This is a genomic window from Rhodococcus sp. LB1, from assembly GCF_001583455.1.
GTDB lineage: Bacteria > Actinomycetota > Actinomycetes > Mycobacteriales > Mycobacteriaceae > Rhodococcus_F > Rhodococcus_F opacus.
Genome location: NZ_LTCZ01000421.1, coordinates 1 through 19,811 on the forward strand (window position 1 = coordinate 1; position 19,811 = coordinate 19,811).

At 67.2% G+C, this 19,811-nt stretch carries 17 protein-coding genes, 2 tRNA genes and 1 pseudogene; 7 read left to right on the top strand and 13 right to left on the bottom strand.

Features of this window, described 5'->3' with window-relative positions; genetic code table 11:
* Positions 1-92: 92 nt before the first annotated feature.
* Positions 93-1,478, top strand: a complete 1,386-nt coding sequence (locus AZG88_RS43320) for an NAD(P)/FAD-dependent oxidoreductase (RefSeq protein ID WP_061701171.1) — start codon at positions 93-95, stop codon at positions 1,476-1,478.
* Entirely contained in the window at positions 1,475-2,476 is a 1,002-nt protein-coding gene (locus tag AZG88_RS43325; RefSeq protein WP_061701172.1) for an ROK family protein, read from the top strand. The genes AZG88_RS43320 and AZG88_RS43325 overlap by 4 nt, the downstream gene beginning before the upstream one ends.
* Before the next feature lie 132 nt (positions 2,477-2,608).
* On the opposite strand, the gene AZG88_RS43330 is transcribed toward AZG88_RS43325, so the two are convergent.
* Positions 2,609-4,078, bottom strand: coding sequence for a sugar porter family MFS transporter (locus AZG88_RS43330; protein WP_061701173.1), 1,470 nt, complete (start codon positions 4,076-4,078; stop codon positions 2,609-2,611).
* A 238-nt stretch (positions 4,079-4,316) separates the two neighbouring features.
* Here AZG88_RS43330 and AZG88_RS43335 point away from each other — a divergent pair, with 238 nt between their 5' ends.
* Positions 4,317-5,369 carry a LacI family DNA-binding transcriptional regulator gene (locus AZG88_RS43335; RefSeq protein WP_082833636.1) on the top strand — a complete coding sequence of 351 codons (1,053 nt, stop codon included), beginning with the start codon at positions 4,317-4,319 and terminating at the stop codon, positions 5,367-5,369.
* Positions 5,370-5,410: 41 nt separating this feature from the next.
* On the opposite strand, the gene AZG88_RS43340 is transcribed toward AZG88_RS43335, so the two are convergent.
* Together AZG88_RS43340 and AZG88_RS43345 are read right to left on the bottom strand one after the other, a co-directional pair.
* The gene (locus AZG88_RS43340) at positions 5,411-6,277 is read right to left on the bottom strand and encodes a sugar phosphate isomerase/epimerase family protein (RefSeq protein WP_061701174.1); all 867 of its coding nucleotides are present in this window, start codon (positions 6,275-6,277) and stop codon (positions 5,411-5,413) included.
* 70 nt (positions 6,278-6,347) lie between these two features.
* Positions 6,348-7,535: a phytanoyl-CoA dioxygenase family protein gene (locus AZG88_RS43345; protein ID WP_061701175.1), complete on the bottom strand. Its 1,188-nt coding sequence runs from the start codon at positions 7,533-7,535 to the stop codon at positions 6,348-6,350.
* A 72-nt stretch (positions 7,536-7,607) separates the two neighbouring features.
* Between AZG88_RS43345 and AZG88_RS43350 the strand changes: the two are divergent.
* A pseudogene (locus AZG88_RS43350) lies at positions 7,608-8,246 on the top strand (LacI family DNA-binding transcriptional regulator); the annotation flags it as partial.
* A gap of 149 nt (positions 8,247-8,395) precedes the next feature.
* On the opposite strand, the gene AZG88_RS43355 reads toward AZG88_RS43350, so the two are convergent.
* The 8 genes from AZG88_RS43355 to AZG88_RS43390 form a co-directional block, all read right to left on the bottom strand.
* Positions 8,396-9,169 carry a M23 family metallopeptidase gene (locus AZG88_RS43355; protein WP_025432959.1) on the bottom strand — a complete coding sequence of 258 codons (774 nt, stop codon included), beginning with the start codon at positions 9,167-9,169 and terminating at the stop codon, positions 8,396-8,398.
* Between the two features lie 260 nt (positions 9,170-9,429).
* Complete coding sequence (locus tag AZG88_RS43360) at positions 9,430-11,364, bottom strand: bifunctional sugar phosphate isomerase/epimerase/4-hydroxyphenylpyruvate dioxygenase family protein (RefSeq protein ID WP_025432960.1); 1,935 nt, start codon at positions 11,362-11,364, stop codon at positions 9,430-9,432.
* Between the two features lie 7 nt (positions 11,365-11,371).
* Positions 11,372-11,812, bottom strand: a complete 441-nt coding sequence (gene aroQ / locus AZG88_RS43365; protein WP_005248177.1) for a type II 3-dehydroquinate dehydratase — start codon at positions 11,810-11,812, stop codon at positions 11,372-11,374.
* Positions 11,813-11,880: 68 nt separating this feature from the next.
* Positions 11,881-13,161: an ATP-dependent Clp protease ATP-binding subunit ClpX gene (gene clpX, locus AZG88_RS43370; RefSeq protein WP_005248181.1), complete on the bottom strand. Its 1,281-nt coding sequence runs from the start codon at positions 13,159-13,161 to the stop codon at positions 11,881-11,883.
* Positions 13,162-13,401: 240 nt separating this feature from the next.
* On the bottom strand, positions 13,402-14,064 hold the full coding sequence (locus AZG88_RS43375) for an ATP-dependent Clp protease proteolytic subunit (RefSeq protein ID WP_005264334.1): 663 nt from the start codon (positions 14,062-14,064) through the stop codon (positions 13,402-13,404).
* Between the two features lie 48 nt (positions 14,065-14,112).
* Entirely contained in the window at positions 14,113-14,700 is a 588-nt protein-coding gene (locus AZG88_RS43380; RefSeq protein WP_025432961.1) for an ATP-dependent Clp protease proteolytic subunit, read from the bottom strand.
* A gap of 184 nt (positions 14,701-14,884) precedes the next feature.
* Entirely contained in the window at positions 14,885-16,279 is a 1,395-nt protein-coding gene (gene tig / locus AZG88_RS43385; RefSeq protein ID WP_005248188.1) for a trigger factor, read from the bottom strand.
* A 59-nt stretch (positions 16,280-16,338) separates the two neighbouring features.
* Positions 16,339-16,415: transfer RNA gene (locus AZG88_RS43390), tRNA-Pro, on the bottom strand.
* A 139-nt stretch (positions 16,416-16,554) separates the two neighbouring features.
* Here AZG88_RS43390 and AZG88_RS43395 point away from each other — a divergent pair.
* Positions 16,555-16,628, top strand: a tRNA-Gly gene (locus AZG88_RS43395).
* A gap of 254 nt (positions 16,629-16,882) precedes the next feature.
* The gene (locus AZG88_RS43400) at positions 16,883-17,701 is read left to right on the top strand and encodes a hypothetical protein (protein WP_025432962.1); all 819 of its coding nucleotides are present in this window, start codon (positions 16,883-16,885) and stop codon (positions 17,699-17,701) included.
* Between the two features lie 7 nt (positions 17,702-17,708).
* Here the strand turns inward: AZG88_RS43400 and AZG88_RS43405 are convergent, their stop codons facing one another.
* Positions 17,709-18,506: an Fpg/Nei family DNA glycosylase gene (locus tag AZG88_RS43405; protein WP_005248191.1), complete on the bottom strand. Its 798-nt coding sequence runs from the start codon at positions 18,504-18,506 to the stop codon at positions 17,709-17,711.
* 6 nt (positions 18,507-18,512) lie between these two features.
* A complete protein-coding gene (locus tag AZG88_RS43410) occupies positions 18,513-18,986 on the bottom strand; it encodes a ribose-5-phosphate isomerase (RefSeq protein WP_005248193.1) in 474 nt (157 codons plus the stop codon).
* A gap of 67 nt (positions 18,987-19,053) precedes the next feature.
* Between AZG88_RS43410 and AZG88_RS43415 the strand changes: the two genes are divergently transcribed.
* The coding region (locus tag AZG88_RS43415; protein WP_063886960.1) for a M48 family metallopeptidase at positions 19,054-19,811 on the top strand (758 nt) is incomplete at its 3' end.

Consider the following 19,811-nt stretch of genomic DNA (forward strand, 5'->3'; position numbering starts at 1 on the left):
ACCTCGGATTCCCCCAGAACGCATAGGTACTGGTTCTCCGCGCCGGACCGTCCGCGGTCCGGCGCGGAGTCCGTTCGATCGAAAGGAACTTCATGAGCGACACCGCTCTCGCTCGCCGTCATCGGGTCGTGGTCATCGGATCGGGATTCGGCGGTCTCTTCGCCACCAAGGCCCTGAAACGGACGGACGTCGATGTCACTCTGATCGATCGGACGACGCACCACCTGTTCCAGCCGTTGCTGTACCAGGTGGCGACGGGAATCCTGTCCGAGGGTGAGATCGCGCCCGCGACCCGGCTCGTCCTCGAGGACCAGCAGAACGCGTCCGTCCTGATCGGCGGAGTCGAGACGATCGACGTCGCCGACCGGACCGTCACCTCCACACATCGCGGCCGCACGACGGTCACGGAGTACGACAGCCTCGTCGTCTCGGCGGGCGCCCGCCAATCCTATTTCGGCAACGACCATTTCGCCGAGCACGCACCCGGAATGAAGACGATCGACGACGCCCTCGAGCTGCGCGGCCGCATCCTGGGCGCGTTCGAAAGCGCCGAGGTGAGCACCGATCCCGCCGAGCGGGCGCGGCTCCTGACGTTCGTCGTGGTCGGCGCCGGACCCACCGGAGTCGAGATGGCCGGCGAGATCGCCCAGCTCGCGCACCGCACTCTCGCCGGCGCCTACCGCACCATCGATCCCCGGGACGCACGCATCATCCTGCTCGACGCGGCCCCCACGGTGCTCCCGCCCTTCGACGAGAAACTGCGTCGTGCTGCCGCCGGCACGCTGGAGGATCTCGGAGTCGAGATCCAGCTAGGCGCGATGGTGACCGACGTCGACGACGACGGACTCACTGTCCGCGACCAGGACGGGGAGCGGCGGATCGAGGCCGCCTGCAAGATCTGGTCCGCCGGTGTCGCAGCCAGTCCGCTGGGCCGGCAACTGGCCGACCAGACCGGCGCCGCGACCGATCGTGCGGGCCGCGTCCTCGTCGAACCCGACCTCACCCTGCCCGGCCACAGTAACGTCTTCGTCGTCGGGGACATGATGAACCGGGACGGGCTTCCCGGCGTCGCGCAGGTCGCGATCCAGGGCGGCCGCTACGCCGCGCAGCTGATCGCCGCGGAGGTGCGGGCCCACGGGAAAGGTCGCGAGAAGCCCGAACGCGCCCCGTTCCGATACACGGACAAGGGCAGCATGGCCATGATCTCCCGCTTCCACGCGGTCGCGAAGGTCGGTCGCCTCCAATTGACCGGGCTGCTCGCCTGGCTGCTCTGGCTCCTGATCCACCTGGTCTACATCGTCGGTTTCAAGAGCCGACTCGCGACCGCTATGTCCTGGACCTGGTCGTTCCTGGGCAGGACCCGGGGTCACCTGGCGGTCACGGAGCAGCAGGTGGTCGCGAGGACGGCCATCAACCGGCTCGATGCCTGGGAGGATTCCCGGGCGGTACCCGAGGCGGCGACGGCCTCGGCACGGTGAGTACCGTCGCCTCCGTGCCTGCATCCGCTCTCACCGTCGGCATCGACGTCGGTGGTACCAGTATCCGGGCCTGCGTAGTCGACGACACCGGCGAGGTACTCGACTCCGTCCAGGCACCCACACCGCAGTCGGCGAAAGCCCTCGAGGACGCGCTCGACCGTGCCGTCCGCGAGCTCGCGTCCCGTCATCGGATCGCCGCCGTCGGTCTCGCCGTGGCCGGATTCATCAGCTCCGACCTCACCACGGTGCGATTCGCCCCGCACCTGCCGTGGAAGAACGTGCCGGTCGCGAACGATCTGAGTGACCGGCTCGGACTGCCGGTGGTCCTCGAACACGACGCGAACGCGGCGGCGTGGGCGGAGCACCGGTTCGGTGCCGCCGCCGGTGGTCGCAATGTCGTGATGGTCGCGATCGGCACCGGCATCGGTGCGGCGCTGCTCATCGACGGCACGCTCTACCGGGGCAGTTTCGGCGTCGCTCCCGAGCTGGGCCACCTCCAGGTGGTGCCGGGCGGGAGACCGTGCGCCTGCGGCAAGCGCGGGTGCTGGGAACGGTATTGCAGCGGAACCGCCCTCGTCGACACGGCCATCGAGCTCCTCGCCGCCGACCCGACGAGTTCGACGGTCCTCGCACGCGAGGTGGCGAGCGACCCGGGATCGCTCACCGGCCGCCGCATCGCGAGCGCCGCGCGGGACGGCGACCCGCTCGCCGTGCGCACCATGGAGGAGTTCGCACGGTGGCTGGGCGTCGGACTCGCCATCGTCGGTGACGTCTACGACCCCGATCTCGTCGTCGTCTCCGGTGGTGTCAGCGGTTCGGCTCCGCTGTTCCTCGACCACGCGCGGGACGTCTACGCCTCTCTCGCAACCGGTTCCGGGCACCGCCCCCTCGCCCGGATCCGCGAAACACAACTCGGCGAATCGGCCCAGCGGATCGGGGCCGCGACGATGGCAAGGGACGCGCTGCTGAACGGAGCTCCGCTCCCCGTGCATGGTTGAGGAGTCTCTGAACTCCTCGAGCACGCACGAGCGGTGCAGCACTCGAGTGCCCGCACGGGAGACGAGCCGCACAGCGCAACACACCGGCACCACCACCCGAAGGCGGCGGTGCCGGTGCCTGAGAGCCTGCGATCAATGGGTGGCGACGGTGGCGGCGCTTCCCGCAGCCGACGCGTCGGGCCTGCCTGCGCCGAGGCGGTCCTCCAACTCTTCGAGGCTGCGCCCCTTGGTTTCCGGGACGAAGCGGTATACGAAGTACACCGAAATGAGGTTGACGAGGACGAACAAGCCGAATGTTCCGGTGGATCCGAGGACGGAGTTCAGGATCGGGAAGATGAACGAGATCAGGGCGTTCGTCGTCCAGAGCACGAAGACCGCGATGCCCATGGCGAACCCGCGGATGGCCATCGGGAAGATCTCCGAGAGCAGCAACCACACGCAGGTTCCGATGAAGCACTGCACGAAGGCGACGAACACCATCATCGCGGCGAGGATGATGTAGCTGCGGCCAGTGGACGAGGGCAGCAGGAACACCAAGGACAACGCGGCCTGCGAGGATGCCACGCCGATGAAGCCGGTCAGCAGCATCGTGCGACGATTCACGAAGCCCAGCAGGATGATGCCGAGAATCGTCATGATCACCGAGGTGACACCGACCGCGATGGTGGCAACCAGGGACGCGCTGACACCCAACCCGCTCTGTTCCAGGATCGTCGGGGCGTAGTAGTTGACCGTGTTGATACCCGTTGCCTGCTGGACGATGGCCAGACCGCAGCCGATCCAGAGTATCCGGCGCATCCAGGGATAGTCGCGCAGATAGTGGACGGCGCCACTGACCTTCGAGTTCCGGTCTCGGGCGGCGTGGAGGCTGATGCCGGCGTACTCGACTGCGGCCTCCGACTCGCTGCGGCTCAATTCGAGCGTGCTGCGGGTTTCGGCGAGCCGGCCCTTCGACGCGTACCACCGCGGCGAATCCGGGAGCGCGAGCATGCCGAGCAGCAGGAGAACCGCGGGCACCGAGGCGATGGCCAGCATGTACCGCCACACCGTCGGATCCTCGATGAGGTGATCGAGTAGCGCGTTGATCGAGAAGGCGAGCATCTGACCGGTGACGATCATCAGTTCGTTGATGGTGACCATCCGACCGCGGCGCTCGACCGGCGCCATCTCGGCCAGGTAGAGCGGGCAGGTGACGGCGGCGGCGCCCACACCGAGTCCGAGGATGATCCTGGCCAGCACCATGATCTCCACGTTGGGGGCCATCGCACACCCGAGGGCGCCGACGAGGAACAGACCCGCGCAGACGAGCAGCGTGCGCTTGCGACCGAGGGCGTCGGACAACCGGCCTCCCAGCAGTGCACCGACGGCGGCACCCGGGAAAAGCAGCGAGCTCACGACAGTGGCTTCGCCGACGGCGCTGAGGTTCAGCTCGTCCTTCATGTAGAGCAGCGCACCGGAGATCACACCGGTGTCGTAGCCGAACAGCAGACCCCCGAGCGTGGATATGACGGTGAGCTTGGTCAGGAAGCGTTTGTGACTGCGCTCGTTACGCGCAGCGCCGCCGCTTCCGCGGGCACTGGCAGCCGAGTGTGTTGTCGACATCAGGTGTATGGCCTTTCTGGGGAATGCTCACGCATCGCGACACGGAAGATCGGTTCACGTGTGTCGATATCGCCCGAGTGCGCTCGGCTCGATGCAGCAGAGGGGCGTTCTCTCCTGGACTGAAGCGCTTCACTAACGCGCTTCAGTTACCTACTATGATGTGAATCACAGAGGGTGTCAAGGGCAGATGACGCGATGCGTGAGAATGTCCCTGACGACGCGACCGAGGGAGATCGAGATGCTCGACGATCGAGCCACCGCGCACGACGGTGCGGAACGGCTACCCGCCGGCCTGCACCGACGCCCCACGATGGCCGATGTCGCGACGCGGGCCGGGGTGTCGCGCACCCTCGTGTCACTGATCTTCAGCAACAAACCCGGCGCCTCCGACGAGACCCGGGACCGCGTCCTGCAGGCCGCCGACGAACTCGGCTACCGACTCGACCGGGCCGCCCGCATGCTCGCCCGTGGGCGTAGCCGCACCCTCGGTGTGCTCATCGACGTCCACCAGACCTTCCAGGCCGACCTGATCGGAACCATCTACGCGGAGGCCGAGGCCGCCGGATACGAGGTCCTGCTCTCCGCGAGCGCACCCGCCCGGGACGAACACAAGGCGATCGAAGCACTCCTCAGCCACCGGTGCGAGGGCCTGATCCTGCTCGGTCCGCTGTCCGAGGCCGACTATCTACGGACACTCGCGGACCGTGCCGTCGTTGCCGTCATCGGCCGCGCACTCCCCCACACCGCCGTCGACACCGTGCGGACCGCGGACGCCAAGGGCATCCGGCAGGCCGTCGACCACCTCGTCGAACTGGGACATCGCGAGATCGTGCACGTCGACGGCGGCGCGGACCCGGCGTCACCCCAGCGTCGTCGCGCCTACCTCGCGGCGATGCGCAAGCACGACCTCTCCGACCACATTCGCGTCATTCCCGGTCAGCACACCGAGGAGGCAGGCATCGCCGCCGCGAACACCCTACTGGCCGAGGACCACCTGCCGACCGCCGTGCTCGCCGGCAACGACCGCTGCGCCATCGGCCTCATGGACGTGTTCACCCGCGCCCACGTCGACGTGCCCGGCGACATCTCGATCGTCGGGTACGACGACAGCCACCTGGCACAGTTGTCGCGGATCGACCTCACCACCGTGCGGCAGGACACGGAGGGTCTGGCGCGGCACGCCGTGCAGTTCGCCATCGGGCGACTCGAGGACGAGGACCTCGTCCCGCAGGATTTCGTGATCGACCCCCACCTGGTGGTGCGCGGCACGACCGGGCCGGCCCGGTCGTAGCCGCCTCCGCGCCGGCACCCCGGTTCAGCGCAGAGGCGGCCTCACTTCGTGATGCTCCTCAGGTATTCGACGCTCCGGACGACGTCGCGCACGGGGCCTTCGTCCTCCGGTTCCGTCGCGAGGATGGTGTCCTGTTCGAGGACGTACCAGCCGTCGTAACCCTGATTCTGCAGCCGCTCGACCACCCCGGCGATATCCACGTCTCCGGTGCCCAGTGGCGTGTACATCCCCTGCGCGACGGCCTCGGTGTAGGTGAGCTCGCCCGCCCGGACCCGTCCGAGTAGCGCCGCATCGACGTCCTTCAGGTGCGCGTGGGCGATCCGCTCGGGGGCCGTCGTGACGAGGTCGAGGGGGTCGGTGCCGCCGATCAGCAGGTGTCCGGTGTCCAGGCACAGCGGGATCGACGAGCCGTCCAGGATGCGGTCCACCTCGACGCGGTTCTCGATCATCGTCCCCACGTGGGGGTGGATCACCGCCCGGAGCCCGCGGTCGGCAGCGGCCGACGACAGGCGGTCGAGGTTGCGCAACAACGTCTTCCATCCCGAGTCGTCGAGTTCCGGTCGGGAATCGTAACCGACGGCTCCCGTCACCGCCGCCAGGACCATCACCTCCGACCCCGACGCGACGAGTGAGCCGACCGCCCCGCCGACAGCAGCGACCGCGTCGTGATCCGGATCGTGGAGCAGCACCGGGACGAATCCCCCGACCGCAGTCAGGTCGTACCGGGCGAGGGTGTCCGTCAGTTCGTGCGGATCCGAGGGAAGGAATCCGTCCGGACCGAGTTCGGTGGCTGCGAGGCCGGCGTCACGCATCTCGGTGAGGACCCGGTCGGGGTCGAGCTGGTGGCCCCACCCCTCCACCTCACACACTCCCCACGAAATCGGTGCTCCTGCAAGTCGAATCGTCATCGACGTGTTTCATCCAATCGCACCGGTCGGTGCTGTTGTAGTGACAGTGTGGCCGTTTCGGCAATCCCGCTCACGGCCGCCGCCGGGTGGTCTGCGCGGCCAGACGCTCGGCGAGCACCGCCGGATCTGCGTTTTCCCGCAACGCTTCCCACACCGTGTCCACCTGAGTGGCCGGCGCGAGACTGTGCACCGGCTGATCGTGGTCGAGGTTGGTGGGGAACGGGTAGCACTCGGCCGTCGCGACGACGGCATTGCGGAGGGTGTGCTCGCTCGCCCCGGCACTCTGCCGTGCCAGCAGTGCCGGATACACGGCGTTCGCCATGGCCTCCCGGTCCAGCACCTCCATCGCCCGGCCGAACGGCGACGAGATCTGCAGCAGATTGGCCATCCGCCGGATCGCGTCCGAACGGTTGCAGCCTGCGCCGTGGTAGAGCGCCGGGTTGAAGAACACCGCGTCACCCTTCCGCAGCGGCAGCTGAACATGACTGTCGCGGAAGAACTCGACGAACTCCGGCCGGGAGAACGCCAGGTAGCCCGCCTCGAACAGTTGCGAGTACGGCAGATACAGGGTCGGTCCGCTCTCGACGGGCATGTCGCAGTGCGCCACCGCCCCCTGCAGCGTCAAGGCGGCCGACATCCGGTGCAGGTGCGCCGGATACTCGGTCAGCTCCTCCCGGGGAACGATACCCAGGTGGTAGTCCCGATGCGGCACCTGCGCGGCACCACCGGGATTGACCACGTTGACCTGCGACGTCACCTGATACAGCGGTCCCAGCCAGCTCTGACAGATCAGCGCGAGAATGTCGTTGGCGTAGTACTCGGCGAACACCTCCGGGGCGCCGAGAGCCAGCTTCTGCGCGGCATTCCAGATGCGGTCGTTGGCGCCCGCCTTGCCGAAGTGGTCACCCACCACACCACCCGACGCGTGCTGCTGCGCGATGAGGAGGTCGAATTGTTCCGTGGCGCGATCCAGCACAGCGAGGTCGCTGAAGGCGTTCTGGAACACCACGATCCCGGGGCCGTCGGTGAGCGCGCGCACGAGTTCGGACTGCACGGCGCGGCGGGACTGCGCGTCGTCGAGGTGGGGAATCAGCGAGTCACTGCGGTACAGCAGGACGTTCTGTTCCACGGAGTGAGCGAACGGATAGTCGGCGAGGTCCGTCGAGCGGTCCACCGAGGCGCGAAACGCGTCGAGGTCGCAGTCGGAGTCGCGGATCCACTCACGCCGGCCGGTCGGCGGAGGAGTCGTGATGGTCATGGGAATAGTCTTGCTGTGATGTGAGCGGCAAACAACAGCAGAAACCCATCATTTTCACCTCAGGAGGCGGCAGTGAAGCACCGCTACAAGGTTCGTGAGACCAGCAGTCGGGATTGAGCGAGGCGACCGTCGACCGCGTCCTCCACGAACGTCCCGGAGTACGGGAATCGACGAGAGCGGAAGTGCAGCAGGCAATCCGCGATCTCGACAAACATCGCACTCAGCTCGAGCTGAGTGGGCGCAAGTTCCTCGTCGACGTCGTCATGCAGTCACCCGAGCGCTTCACCACCGCGTTCCGCGCGGCCGTCGAGGCGGAACTGCCAGCCCTCGCTCCTGCCGTCGTGCGCTCACGGTTCCAGTTCCGGGTAACCGGCTCCACACCCGCGATGGTCGAGACGCTCGATCGGATCGGAGCCCGCGGCACAGGGCGTGATCGTCAAGGCCTCCGACTCCATCGAGGTCGTCGAGGCCATCGACCGGCTCACCGCGGCGGGGATACCGGTGGTCACCTATGCCACCGACGTGCCGGGCAGCTCACGGGCCGGCTACATCGGGATCGACAACCGGGCCGCGGGGGCGACCGCCGCCCACCTTGCCGACCAGTGGCTCGGCAACGCGTCGTCCATCGTCCTGATCACGCTGAGCAGCAATGCCTTCCGCGGCGAGGAGAAACGGGAGATGGGGTTCCGCGCCGCACTGCGGAGTTTCGGCACCGGCCACGCGGGCCGACGCCCATCTGCGTGCCGCATGCCGCTGCAGGCCCGGGCGCGCTCGGCGGCGTCGCCACCGCTGCGTCACCCATCCGGGTGGTCACCCCGTACAACCAGCCGTGACGGCGTGGATCGGCGACTCACCCGCGCCTAGCCCTGCCCCTGGGGGACGGGGACGCCGCGCGATTGGAACCAGCCCGCCGGATCGATCTTGGTTCCGTTGACCGCCCACACCTCGTAGTGCAGGTGCGGTCCGGTCGACTGACCCCGGTTGCCCATGGTGGCGATCTGGTCGCCGGCCCGGACCTGCTGACCGACCGACACCAGCGACGTGTCGATGTGGCCGTACACGCCGGTGGTGCCGTCGTCCTGCTGGATGCGGACCCACAACCCGAATCCCGACGCCGGACCGCTCTCGATCACGGTGCCGTTGGTGACAGCCTTGATCGGGGTGCCGATGGAGTTCGCGATGTCGATGCCGTTGTGGTTCGTACCCCAACGCGCACCGAAGCCCGAGGTGAAGGTGCCGACTGCCGGGACCAGCACAGCGGGTCGGCGTGCCGCTTCCTCGGCCGCCGCCTGGCGCGCAGCCTGTTCGGCGGCCTCGCGAGCCAGGCGCTCGACCTCGGCTTTCTCGAACGCCAGCCGCTCGACCTCACGCTGGGCGGCGCGCTGGAGTTGTTCGGCGTAGTCGACGGGTACCGGGCGCGTGACCTGCAGGAACTGGGGCGGCGTCGAGAGAGACACGCCCGTCTCGGTCGACGCCTGCGCTACCTCACCGGTGGCCGCGGAGGCGATACCCCCGGATGCGAGCAGTGCAGCGGCCGCCAGCGAGGTCGCGACCAGCCGTCTGCGGGAGGTCTTCGTCGAACCGAGGCGCCGGGTGCGCCGGGCTTGCGGGACAGTGTTCGGGTGTAGAGCCAAAACCACATTCCTCTGTCGAGTTCGTGTTCGATAACGAAACGGTCACGGTTTCGACACAGGTTAGTACGGATCAGGCTGAATCCCGCGCGTCGCATTGACGCGCTCGAACGGGGTCAAGGTCTCGAACTGGATTTCTCGACCTCATCAGTCACATGCACCCCGTGAGCGCACATCGACGACAGAGGTCACGCGCCAGAAGTGTCCGAAGTCACGGAGCCCGGGGTCGTGACCGCGGGCTCCGTGACCTTCGAATCGACCGCTCAGCCGGCCGCCCGCAATTGGGCCGCCAGACGCATCGCGGAGTTCGCGTCCCCGTATCCCTCGTAACCGCCGACGCGTTGCACCACCTCGAAGAACAGGTCGGCGCCCACCGTCTGGGTGAACAGATGGAAGAACTCGCCGTGGGCATCGCGGTCGTACATGATGCCCGACCCGCTCATCCGGTCCAGGAGCTCGCGGGAGAGCCCGAAGCGGGCCTCGAGGTCGTCGTAGTAGTTCGGCGAAATCACGAGGGGCTCGAACCCGTTGGACTGCATGGTCGCGGCGGCGGTGAAAATGTCCGTGCACGAGAACGCGACGTGGCTGATGCCGCCACGCCGAGCCGCGGCGATGTGGGAGTTGCCCGACACCGCGCCCGGAACCATGTTCAGGGAGATGCGCAGCGGACGGTCGACACCGTCGGCACCCGTCTGATCCATCGTCAGTGCCTGACTGCGCATCATTCCGACCGCATCGGTGACGTCGAGGCCCTCGTGCGGCGCCATCGCGAACACCGAACGGAGCAGCAGCATGATGCCGTCCCAGTTGTCGGACGGCACGGCGAGCGCCACGTGATCGACCCCGGTGAAGACGGGCACCTCGTCCTGCCAGCGCGACTCCGTCGGATACAGATCGAACGCCGACTGCCACGACGCGGCGCTGCCCGGGCCGCGCAGATCCAGCGACGTCGCGTCGGTGATCTTGAGACGCACCACATCCGATTCGGGTGCGGTATCGACACCGGGCAACAGGACCTCGTGCACCGGGACCTCGAGCGCCGCGGCGCGCTCACCCCACGCGTCGGGATCGCTCGACCGGATACCGATCTGGGTGAGCACCGGCAGGTGCGCCGGCAACCCCGGAGCGGTCCACACGGTGCCCGCGGTCGCATCGACCACGATGGTCATCCGGCCGTGCCGCCACAACTGGAGGTCGTGACTGCGGTGCCGGCCCACCAGACGGAATCCGATGTGCTGCAGTGCCTGCCGAAGGTCGGAATCCTTGCCGGGACCGGCTGCGAGCCGGAGCGACACGATGCCTTCGAGGGGTGCGCGCGGCGGCGGCTCGAACAGCGCCAGACCGCGACCGGTGTCCTCACCGTGCTCGGCCTGCACGCGTGCGACCTCCTCCTGGAGGTACAGCAGCGAGCGGTGCGCGTCGGCGGCCGTGCGCCCCGTGGACGACTGCCGGAACGTGTCGTTGAAGATCTCGAGCGACCACGGTCCGGTGTATCCGGCGGCCTGGACGTGCGCGCCGAACGTCGCGAGATCGAAGTTGCCCTGCCCCGGGAAGTTCCGGTGGTGCCGGCTCCACTGCAGGATGTCCATCGACATGCGGGGCGCGTCGGCGAGCTGGAGGAAGAAGATCTTCTCCCCCGGGATGTCGCGGATGCCGGACGGGTCGTCGCCGCGGGAGAGGATGTGGAAGCTGTCGAGGCAGGTGCCGAGGGCAGGATGGTCGGCGTCCTGCACGATCTTCCACGCATGCCGGTACGTGTTGACGTGCGTGCCCCAGGCCAGCGCCTCGTACGCGATGCGGAGTCCCCGGCTGTGTGCGCGCTCGGCGAGAGTGTGGAGTTGCTCGGTCAGGCGGGCGTCGTCCCGCACCGCCTCGGGCAACGGCGAGGAGCACACCAGCAGGGTGTCGCAGCCGAGCTGCTCCATGATGTCGAACTTGCGCTCGGCTCGGATCAGGTTGCGCGCGAACGTCGTGTCGTCCACGGAATCCAGATCGCGGAACGGCTGATACAGATCGAGGGTGAGTCCGAGATCTGCTGCGCGGGAAGCCAGCTCACGCGGCGACCACGGCGAGCTCACGAAATCGGGTTCGAACACCTCGAATCCGTCGAACCCGGCTGCCGCGATCGCGGTGACCTTCTCCTCCAGCGATCCGCTCAGGGATACCGTGGCAACGCTCGTACGAACCTGTCGTCCCATGGTGGCGTCAGCCCTTGTTGCAGATGAAGTCGACGGCCAGCGCATAGCCGAGAATGCCGAGTCCGGCGATCACTCCGGTCGCGACTCCGGACACGTACGAGTGGTGCCGGAATTCCTCACGGGCGTGCACGTTGCTGATGTGCACCTCGACGAGCGGCACCTCGAGCGTCACCAGGGCGTCGCGCAGCGCCACCGACGTGTGCGTGAAACCGCCGGGGTTGATCACGACGCCCGACGCCGTGGTCCGGGCCTCGTGCACCCAGTCGATCAGGTGGCCCTCGTGATTGGACTGCCGCGCGACGATCTCACGTCCGGCCTTCGCGGCAGCCGTGCGGCACAACTCCACGACGTCGTCGAGCGTCTCCCGCCCGTACACCTCGGGCTGCCGTTGCCCCAGCAGGTTCAGGTTGGGGCCGTTGAGAACAAAGATCGGTCCGGGAGCGGTCATCGCGCGCATTACCTCCATTTGTACGAACTAGTGAGTTAGTTCGCACCCAGGATACAGCGCGCTCCCGCCTAGGCGGACTTGTCTCGGCGTTCTCCCCGCTCCGGCTTACGCGGAACGATGGTCGGAAGCACGTTGTCGTTGACCGTCTCGGCGCTGACCACGACCTTCTCGACGTCGTCACGGCTCGGGATGTCGTACATGACCGGCAGGAGGACTTCCTCCATGATCGCGCGCAGTCCACGAGCACCGGTGCCGCGAAGGATCGCCTGGTCGGCGATGGCCTCGAGCGCGTCCGTGGTGAACTCCAACTCCACGCCGTCCATGTCGAACAACCGGTTGTACTGCTTGACCAGCGCGTTCTTCGGCTCGGAGAGGATCTGGACGAGCGATTCCTTGTCGAGGTTCGTCACCGACGCGACAACGGGCAGACGGCCGATGAACTCGGGGATCAGCCCGAACTTGATCAGGTCTTCCGGCATGACCTCCGCGAAGTGGTCCTGCGTGTCGATCTCCGCCTTGGACCGCACCTCGGCACCGAAACCGATGCCGCGCTTGCCCACGCGATCGGACACGATCCGCTCGAGGCCGGCGAACGCGCCCGCCACGATGAACAGGACGTTCGTCGTGTCGATCTGGATGAACTCCTGATGCGGGTGCTTGCGACCGCCCTGCGGCGGCACGCTGGCCTGAGTGCCCTCGAGAATCTTCAGCAAAGCCTGCTGCACACCCTCACCGGACACGTCCCGCGTGATCGACGGGTTCTCGCTCTTGCGGGCGATCTTGTCGACCTCGTCGATGTAGATGATGCCGGTCTCGGCGCGCTTGACGTCGTAGTCGGCGGCCTGGATCAGCTTGAGGAGGATGTTCTCGACATCCTCACCGACGTAGCCGGCTTCGGTGAGCGCCGTCGCATCGGCGATCGCGAAGGGGACGTTGAGCATCTTCGCCAGCGTCTGAGCCAGATACGTCTTGCCGCAGCCCGTCGGACCGAGCATGAGAATGTTCGACTTCGCCAGCTCGACCGTCTCGCCGCGCGCGTCACGACCCTTGTCGCCGGCCTGGATGCGCTTGTAGTGGTTGTAGACCGCAACGGCGAGAGTCCGCTTGGCGGCATCCTGGCCGATCACGTAGTTCTCGAGGAAATCCCGGATCTCGGCCGGCTTCGGCAGCTCGTCGAGCTTCACCTCGCTGGACTCGGCCAGCTCCTCTTCGATGATCTCGTTGCACAGGTCGATGCACTCGTCGCAGATGTACACCCCAGGCCCAGCAATGAGCTTCTTGACCTGCTTCTGGCTCTTACCGCAGAAAGAGCACTTGAGCAGATCCCCGCCGTCACCGATGCGTGCCATCTCGTCAGGTCCCTACTTCCTTCGTCTACGTGCAACCATCGAACCGATCCCACGCCGTGCGCGCACCGACCGAAAACGAAAGCCCGTTATGTGACCGTACCCGCAGATCGCGAGCGAGGTCGACTGGTTGTCGGTGATTCGCGCACCGATCTTCCGGGAAAGCCAGCCTTGCCGATCCCGCACCCGGCTCGCGGCAACCGCGCCGTAACGGCGTGTCGCCCGAGCCGGGGCGGCAGGAAATCACTTCTGGGCGCTGAGTTTGCGGTACTCGAGCACGTCGTCGATGATTCCGTATTCCTTGGCCTCGGCGGCCGTGAGGATCTTGTCGCGATCGGTGTCCTTGCGGATCACGTCGGCATCCTTGCCGGTGTGCTTCGCGAGGGTGGTCTCCATCAGGCGACGCATCCGCTCGATCTCGGCAGCCTGGATCTCGAGGTCGGAGACCTGACCCTGGATGCCGCCGGTGGCGGGCTGATGGATGAGGACACGAGCATTCGGCAGGGCGAGACGCTTGCCGGGGCTACCGGCCGCCAGCAGGACCGCGGCAGCCGAGGCCGCCTGGCCGAGGCACACCGTCGTGATGTCGGCGCGCACGTACTGCATGGTGTCGTAGATCGCCATCAGCGAGGTGAACGAGCCACCCGGCGAGTTGATGTACATGGTGATGTCGCGATCGGGGTCCAGCGACTCGAGAACGAGCAGCTGAGCCATCACGTCGTTGGCCGACGCGTCGTCCACCTGCACGCCGAGGAAGATGATGCGCTCCTCGAACAGCTTGTTGTACGGGTTGGACTCCTTGACGCCGTAGCTCGAGTGCTCGATGAACGACGGCAGGATGTAACGCGACTCGGGGCCTGCGGGCGCCTGGCCTCCCAGGCTGCGGGGATCGAACAGGTTGGTCATCAGTTCTCCAAAGGATGTGTGGGAGCGGTCAGTGAGGAAGCCGGGCCGCTACAGCCCGGTCCCGCCCGCCTGCGCCGCGCGGGAGACGACGTGGTCGACGAAACCGTATTCGAGAGCCTGCTTCGCGGTGAACCAGCGGTCACGATCCGAATCGGCGGTGATCTGCTCGACCGTCTGACCGGTGTGCTCGGCGATCAGCTCGGCCATTTCGCGCTTGGTGTGCGCGAACTGCTCGGCCATGATCGCGATGTCACTGGCGGTACCACCGATTCCGGCGGACGGCTGGTGCATCATGATCCGCGCGTGCGGGAGCGCGTACCGCTTGCCCTTGGCCCCGGCGGAGAGCAGGAACTGGCCCATCGACGCGGCCAGACCCATGCCGAACGTCGCGACGTCGCACTCGGCGAACTGCATCGTGTCGAAGATCGCCATGCCGGCGCTGACCGAACCGCCGGGCGAGTTGATGTAGAGGGAGATGTCCCGGCTGGGATCCTCTGCCGACAGCAGCAGGATCTGAGCGCACAGCTTGTTCGCGATGTCGTCGTCGACCTGGGTACCGAGGAAGATGATGCGCTCGCGCAGCAGGCGTTCGTACACCGAGTCGCTGAGGTTCAACCCAGCGGTGGCTGAAGTCATGGCGGGACTCTGCAAAGTCTCCAGGTGATTGGAAGTCACGGTACCTGCCTTCTCCGTAAATCGTTGATTGCTGACACAGACACTAACGAAGGAGGGCGGCACCGGAGTCCCGGTGCCGCCCTACTTCGCTCAAAGCGGAAAACAACTCACAGCCGAACGCGAGAGAAACATCCCGCGACCAGCATTATTTCTGGTCTTCGCCCTCGGCGGAATCCGACGCAGCCTCGTCCGTGGACGCAGTCTCCTCGGTGTCGGCCTCACCGTTGCCGAACAGTTCGGCGGTGTCGACAGCGGCACCCGAGGTGTCGGTGACGGTGGCCTGCTCGACGACACCGGCGAGAGCCTTGCCGCGACGCACGTCCGCGAAGACGGCGCCGAGCTGACCGGCCTGCTGGATCTGCTGGATGAACTGCTCGGGCGCCATGCCGTAGCGCTGCGCCTGGAACAGGATGCGCTCGGTGAGCTCGTCCTGGCCGACGGTGACGTCGGAGGCGTCGGCGATTGCGTCCAGCAGCAGCTGGGTCTTCACCGAGCGCTCGGCGCTCTCCTTGGCGTCCTTGTCGAACTCTTCGCGGCTCGTGCCCTGCTCCTCGAGGAGCTTGTTCAGCGCTTCCTCGTCGTGGTCGAGGCCGTGCACCGCATCGTGCAGTGCAGCGTCGACCTCGGCCTTGACGACGGCCTCGGGCAGCGGGACCTCGACGGTCTCGAGCAGGGTCTCGAGGACCTTGTCGCGGATCTGACCGGCCTGCTCCACCTTGCGGACGCGTCCGACGCGCTCACGCAGGTCGGCCTTCAGCTCGTCGAGGGTGTCGAACTCACTTGCCAGCTGAGCGAACTCGTCGTCCTCGGCAGGCAGCTCGCGCTCCTTGACGGTGCCGACGGTGACGGTGACGACAGCTTCCTTGCCCGCGTGGTCACCGGCGACGAGCGTCGAGGTGAACTCCTTGGACTCGCCGGCCTTGACGCCGACGACGGCCTCGTCGAGGCCCTCGATGAGCTGACCCGAACCGACCTCGTGCGACAGACCGCTCGCGGTGGCCTCGGGGACGGCCTCACCGTCGACGGTGGCCGCCAGGTCGATGGAGATGAAGTCTCCGTCCTCGACCGCACGCTCGACACCGGTGAGGGTGCCGAAGCGCTGACGCAGCGACAGGAGCTGCTCCTCGACGGCCTCGTCGGTGATCTCGATCGGATCGACGGTGACGCTCAGCTCGCTGTAGTCGGGCAGCGTGATCTCGGGACGGACGTCGACCTCGGCGCTGAACTCGAGGAGCTCGCCGTCCTCGATCTTCGTGATCTCGATCTCGGGCTGACCGATCGCCTTCACCGAGGCGCTGGTGACGGCCTCGGAGTAGCGGGACGGGAGTGCGTCGTTGACGACCTGCTCCAGGACTGCTCCACGACCGACACGGGCTTCGAGCAACTTGGCCGGTGCCTTGCCCGGACGGAAGCCGGGGAGACGGATCTGTTGCGCGAGGGCCTTGTAGGCCTTGTCGAAATCAGGCTTGAGCTCCTCGAAGGGCACCTCAACGTTGATACGGACTCGCGTCGGGCTGAGCTGCTCGACGGTGCTCTTCACGGACTGGCTCCTTCGTGTGGTCGTGCTTTTCTGTGCGGCAGTTACCTGCCCTGTGGTTCTGGTCGGGGTGACAGGATTTGAACCTGCGACCCTCCGCTCCCAAAGCGGATGCGCTACCAAGCTGCGCTACACCCCGGTCGAAGCCGGCTCTCGCCAACCTCGCGAGGACCCGAGGAAGAATCCTACGGCCCCCCGATTATGAAATCCAAAGCGAGGTTGGGTACAGTCACTCATCGCAGACGACATGCATGGCGATCCCAGGTAGTCGTATGCACGGGGATGTAGCTCAATGGTAGAGCCTCAGTCTTCCAAACTGATTACGCGGGTTCGATTCCCGTCATCCCCTCCACACAGGAGCGTTCCCACCCCAGGGGACGCTCCTTTTTTCACGTTCGAGGGCGGCCGCGGAGACCGCATCCGCTATGACATGCGTCACATAGATGATGGACGCGGCCCCACTCGCCCTCCAGCGGACCACTCCCTCGTTCGCCGAGCGCGTAACCACGATTTCGGTCAGTACTCTGGGAGATGTCCGATTTGTCCCCTACTCGTGGATGTTGCCGCCCCGCAGCCGGCGGTCCGCGAGAACTCCGGAGGCCCACCGTGGAACTGCTACTCATTCTCGTGATCGTGGCGGCGGTCGCCTTCCTGGTGGTGAGGAGCCGCAGCAACCGCGCCGGGCAGACCGCGAATCAGCTCGAGGACGCCAAGGCGGACGCTCGCCAGGCCATCGAACGGCTCGGCGGGCAGGTGTACAGCCTCACCGGGTCCGACACCGCCTCCCAGCAGGCACTCGCCGACGCGTCCGAGCGCTACACCGCTGCCGGCTCCCAGATCGATCAGGCCACGACGCCCGTCCAGGCGCGTCTCGCCAAGCAGACGGCACTCGAGGGTCTGTACTACATCCGCGCCGCCCGGACGGCCATGGGCATGGACCCCGGCCCGGAGATTCCGTCGATCGACGGCCAGAAGTCCGCGGGCGCGGTCACCGAGGACCGCGAGGTCGAGTTCGAGGGGCGGCAGGTCGCGGCGTCGCCGAACCCGTCGTCGAAGACACCGAACTACTACCCCGGCGGCCGCGTCGCGGGACGCCCGGTACCGGCCGGCTGGTACTCGGAGCCGTGGTGGAAGCCCGCTCTCGTCGCAGGCGCGTGGGGCTTGGGCTCGATGTTCCTGTTCTCGGCGATGTTCTCCGGGATGGCCGGAGTGGGGTACGACGCGCAGGGCTTCGAGAGCGGAGCGGGCGACGCGTCCCAGGACACCGGTGACGCGGGCGCGGACGCAGGCGGGGACGGCGGTGACGCAGGCGGAGACGGCGGCGGCGACATGGGCGGGGACGCCGGTGGCGACGGCGGCGGATTCGACTTCGGCGGCGGCGGAGACGGCGGCGGATTCGACTTCGGTGGTGGGTTCGACTTCTAGCCGGCCGTCAGGAGGGCTGGCAGCGCGGACACCAGAAGAGGTTGCGGCCCTTCATGACCGAGTGGGCCACCGGGGTGCCGCAGATCCGGCACGGTGATCCCGCCCGCCGGTAGACGTACGTCCGGGGACGGTCCTTCGCGTACGCCGGATCGCCGTGATCGTCCTCGGGACGGACGACGTGCATCGTGCCGCGGCGGACCCCGACCTTCATCAGGGCGACGAGGTCGGCCCACAGCGCGTCCCACTCGTCACGGGACAGCGCGCGGCCGGGCCTGTCGGGGTCGATGCCGTGCCGGAACAGGACCTCCGCCCGGTACACGTTGCCGATGCCCGCGATCACGGCCTGATCCATCAGCAGAGCCCCGATCGGGGTCTTCGACGCCGAGATGCGTTTCCACGCCTTGTCGGGGTCGGCGTCCTTCCGCAGCGGGTCCGGGCCCAGCCGCGCCTCGATGGCGGCGACCTGTGGCGGATGGAGAACCTCGCAGGCGGTCGGACCGCGGAGGTCGGTGCCGAACTCGGCGCCGACCATCCGCATCCTGACCTGCCCGACCGGCGGTTCCATGGGGACGGCTGATTCCGTGAACGCTCCGTACAGTCCCAGGTGGACGTGCACTACGAGTCCGGACTCGTAGTGATGCCACAGGTGTTTACCCCAGGCCTCGGACGTGACCAGGACACGGCCGTCGACGAGGGCCGCGTCCTCCGCGAATCTGCCCTGCGGGCTCAGCACCCGCACCGGCGAACCGGCGAACCGGCGTTGGTGCAGCCGGGCCAGCCGGTGCAGGGTGTGACCTTCGGGCAAGGACGATCAGGCCTCGGGCAGGGCCGGGGCGACGCCGGTCTTCTCGAACTCGGACAGAATGTCGATGCGGCGCTGGTGGCGCTCCTCGTTCGACCACTCGGCGGCGAGGAACGCGTCCACGATCGCGAGGGACTCCTCGAGCGAGTGCATGCGGCCGCCGAGGCCGATCAGCTGAGCGTTGTTGTGCTGGCGGGCCAGCTGCGCGGTCTCGACGCTCCATGCCAGGGCACATCGCGCACCCTTCACCTTGTTCGCGGCGATCTGCTCACCGTTGCCGCTGCCGCCCAGCACGATGCCGAGGCTGCCCTCGTCGGCTACGACACGACGGGCCGTCTCGATGCAGAAGGCGGGGTAGTCGTCGAGGGCGTCGTAGACGTGAGCGCCGCAGTCGACGGTCTCGTGGCCCGCGGCCTTCAGGTGTTCGATGATCTCGTTCTTACGTTCGAATCCGGCATGGTCGGCACCCAGGTATACGCGCATGACTGGTGATTCTGTCAGGCGTCCTCGCGAATCGTGTCAGGGGCCCGGGACGCTTATCGTGATCAGCATGTATCCCGACAACGGACAGAACTGGGGACAGCCGTATCCGGGGCATCGGCAGGCCCCCGCGCCGCACCAGTGGAGTGGCGGGACGGGATGGAATCCTCCGGTCCCGTTGCCGGGCCTCATGCCGAACGACAGGCCCGCCCGGCACTCGTGGGAGATCCCGCTGCTCGTGGCGGCGATCGTTCTCACCGTCGTCGCCTACGTCGCGGCGATCGCGGCGCTCTTCCTCGGCGTGGTGTCCACCTGGGTGCTCATCGTGCTGGTCGCGCCGATTCTCATCGCCGTCGGCCGCGGCCAGCTCTACGGCTCGCAGCAGGTGAACGGGATCAAGATGACGCCCACCCAGTTCCCCGACGGGTATCGGATGGTGGCCGAAGCGGCTGCGCGGTTCGGGATGACCGAACCGCCCGACGCATACGTCGTGCTCGGGAACGGCCGGATCAACGCGTTCGCGTCCGGACACGGTTTCCGCCGCTTCGTCGTGGTGTACAGCGATCTGTTCGAGATCGGCGGCGAGGCCCGCGAGCCCGACGCGCTCGCCTTCATCATCGGCCACGAAGTCGGTCACATCGCGGCCGGTCACGCGTCCTACTGGCGGCAACTGGGACAGTTCGCCGCCAATTACATTCCCGTCGTCGGGTCGGCCCTGTTCCGATCGATGGAATACACCGCAGACAACCACGGCTACTGCGTCCGGCCCCAGGGCGCCCGCGGCGCGATGGGTGTTCTGGGCGCGGGTAAATATCTCGTGAGCATCGT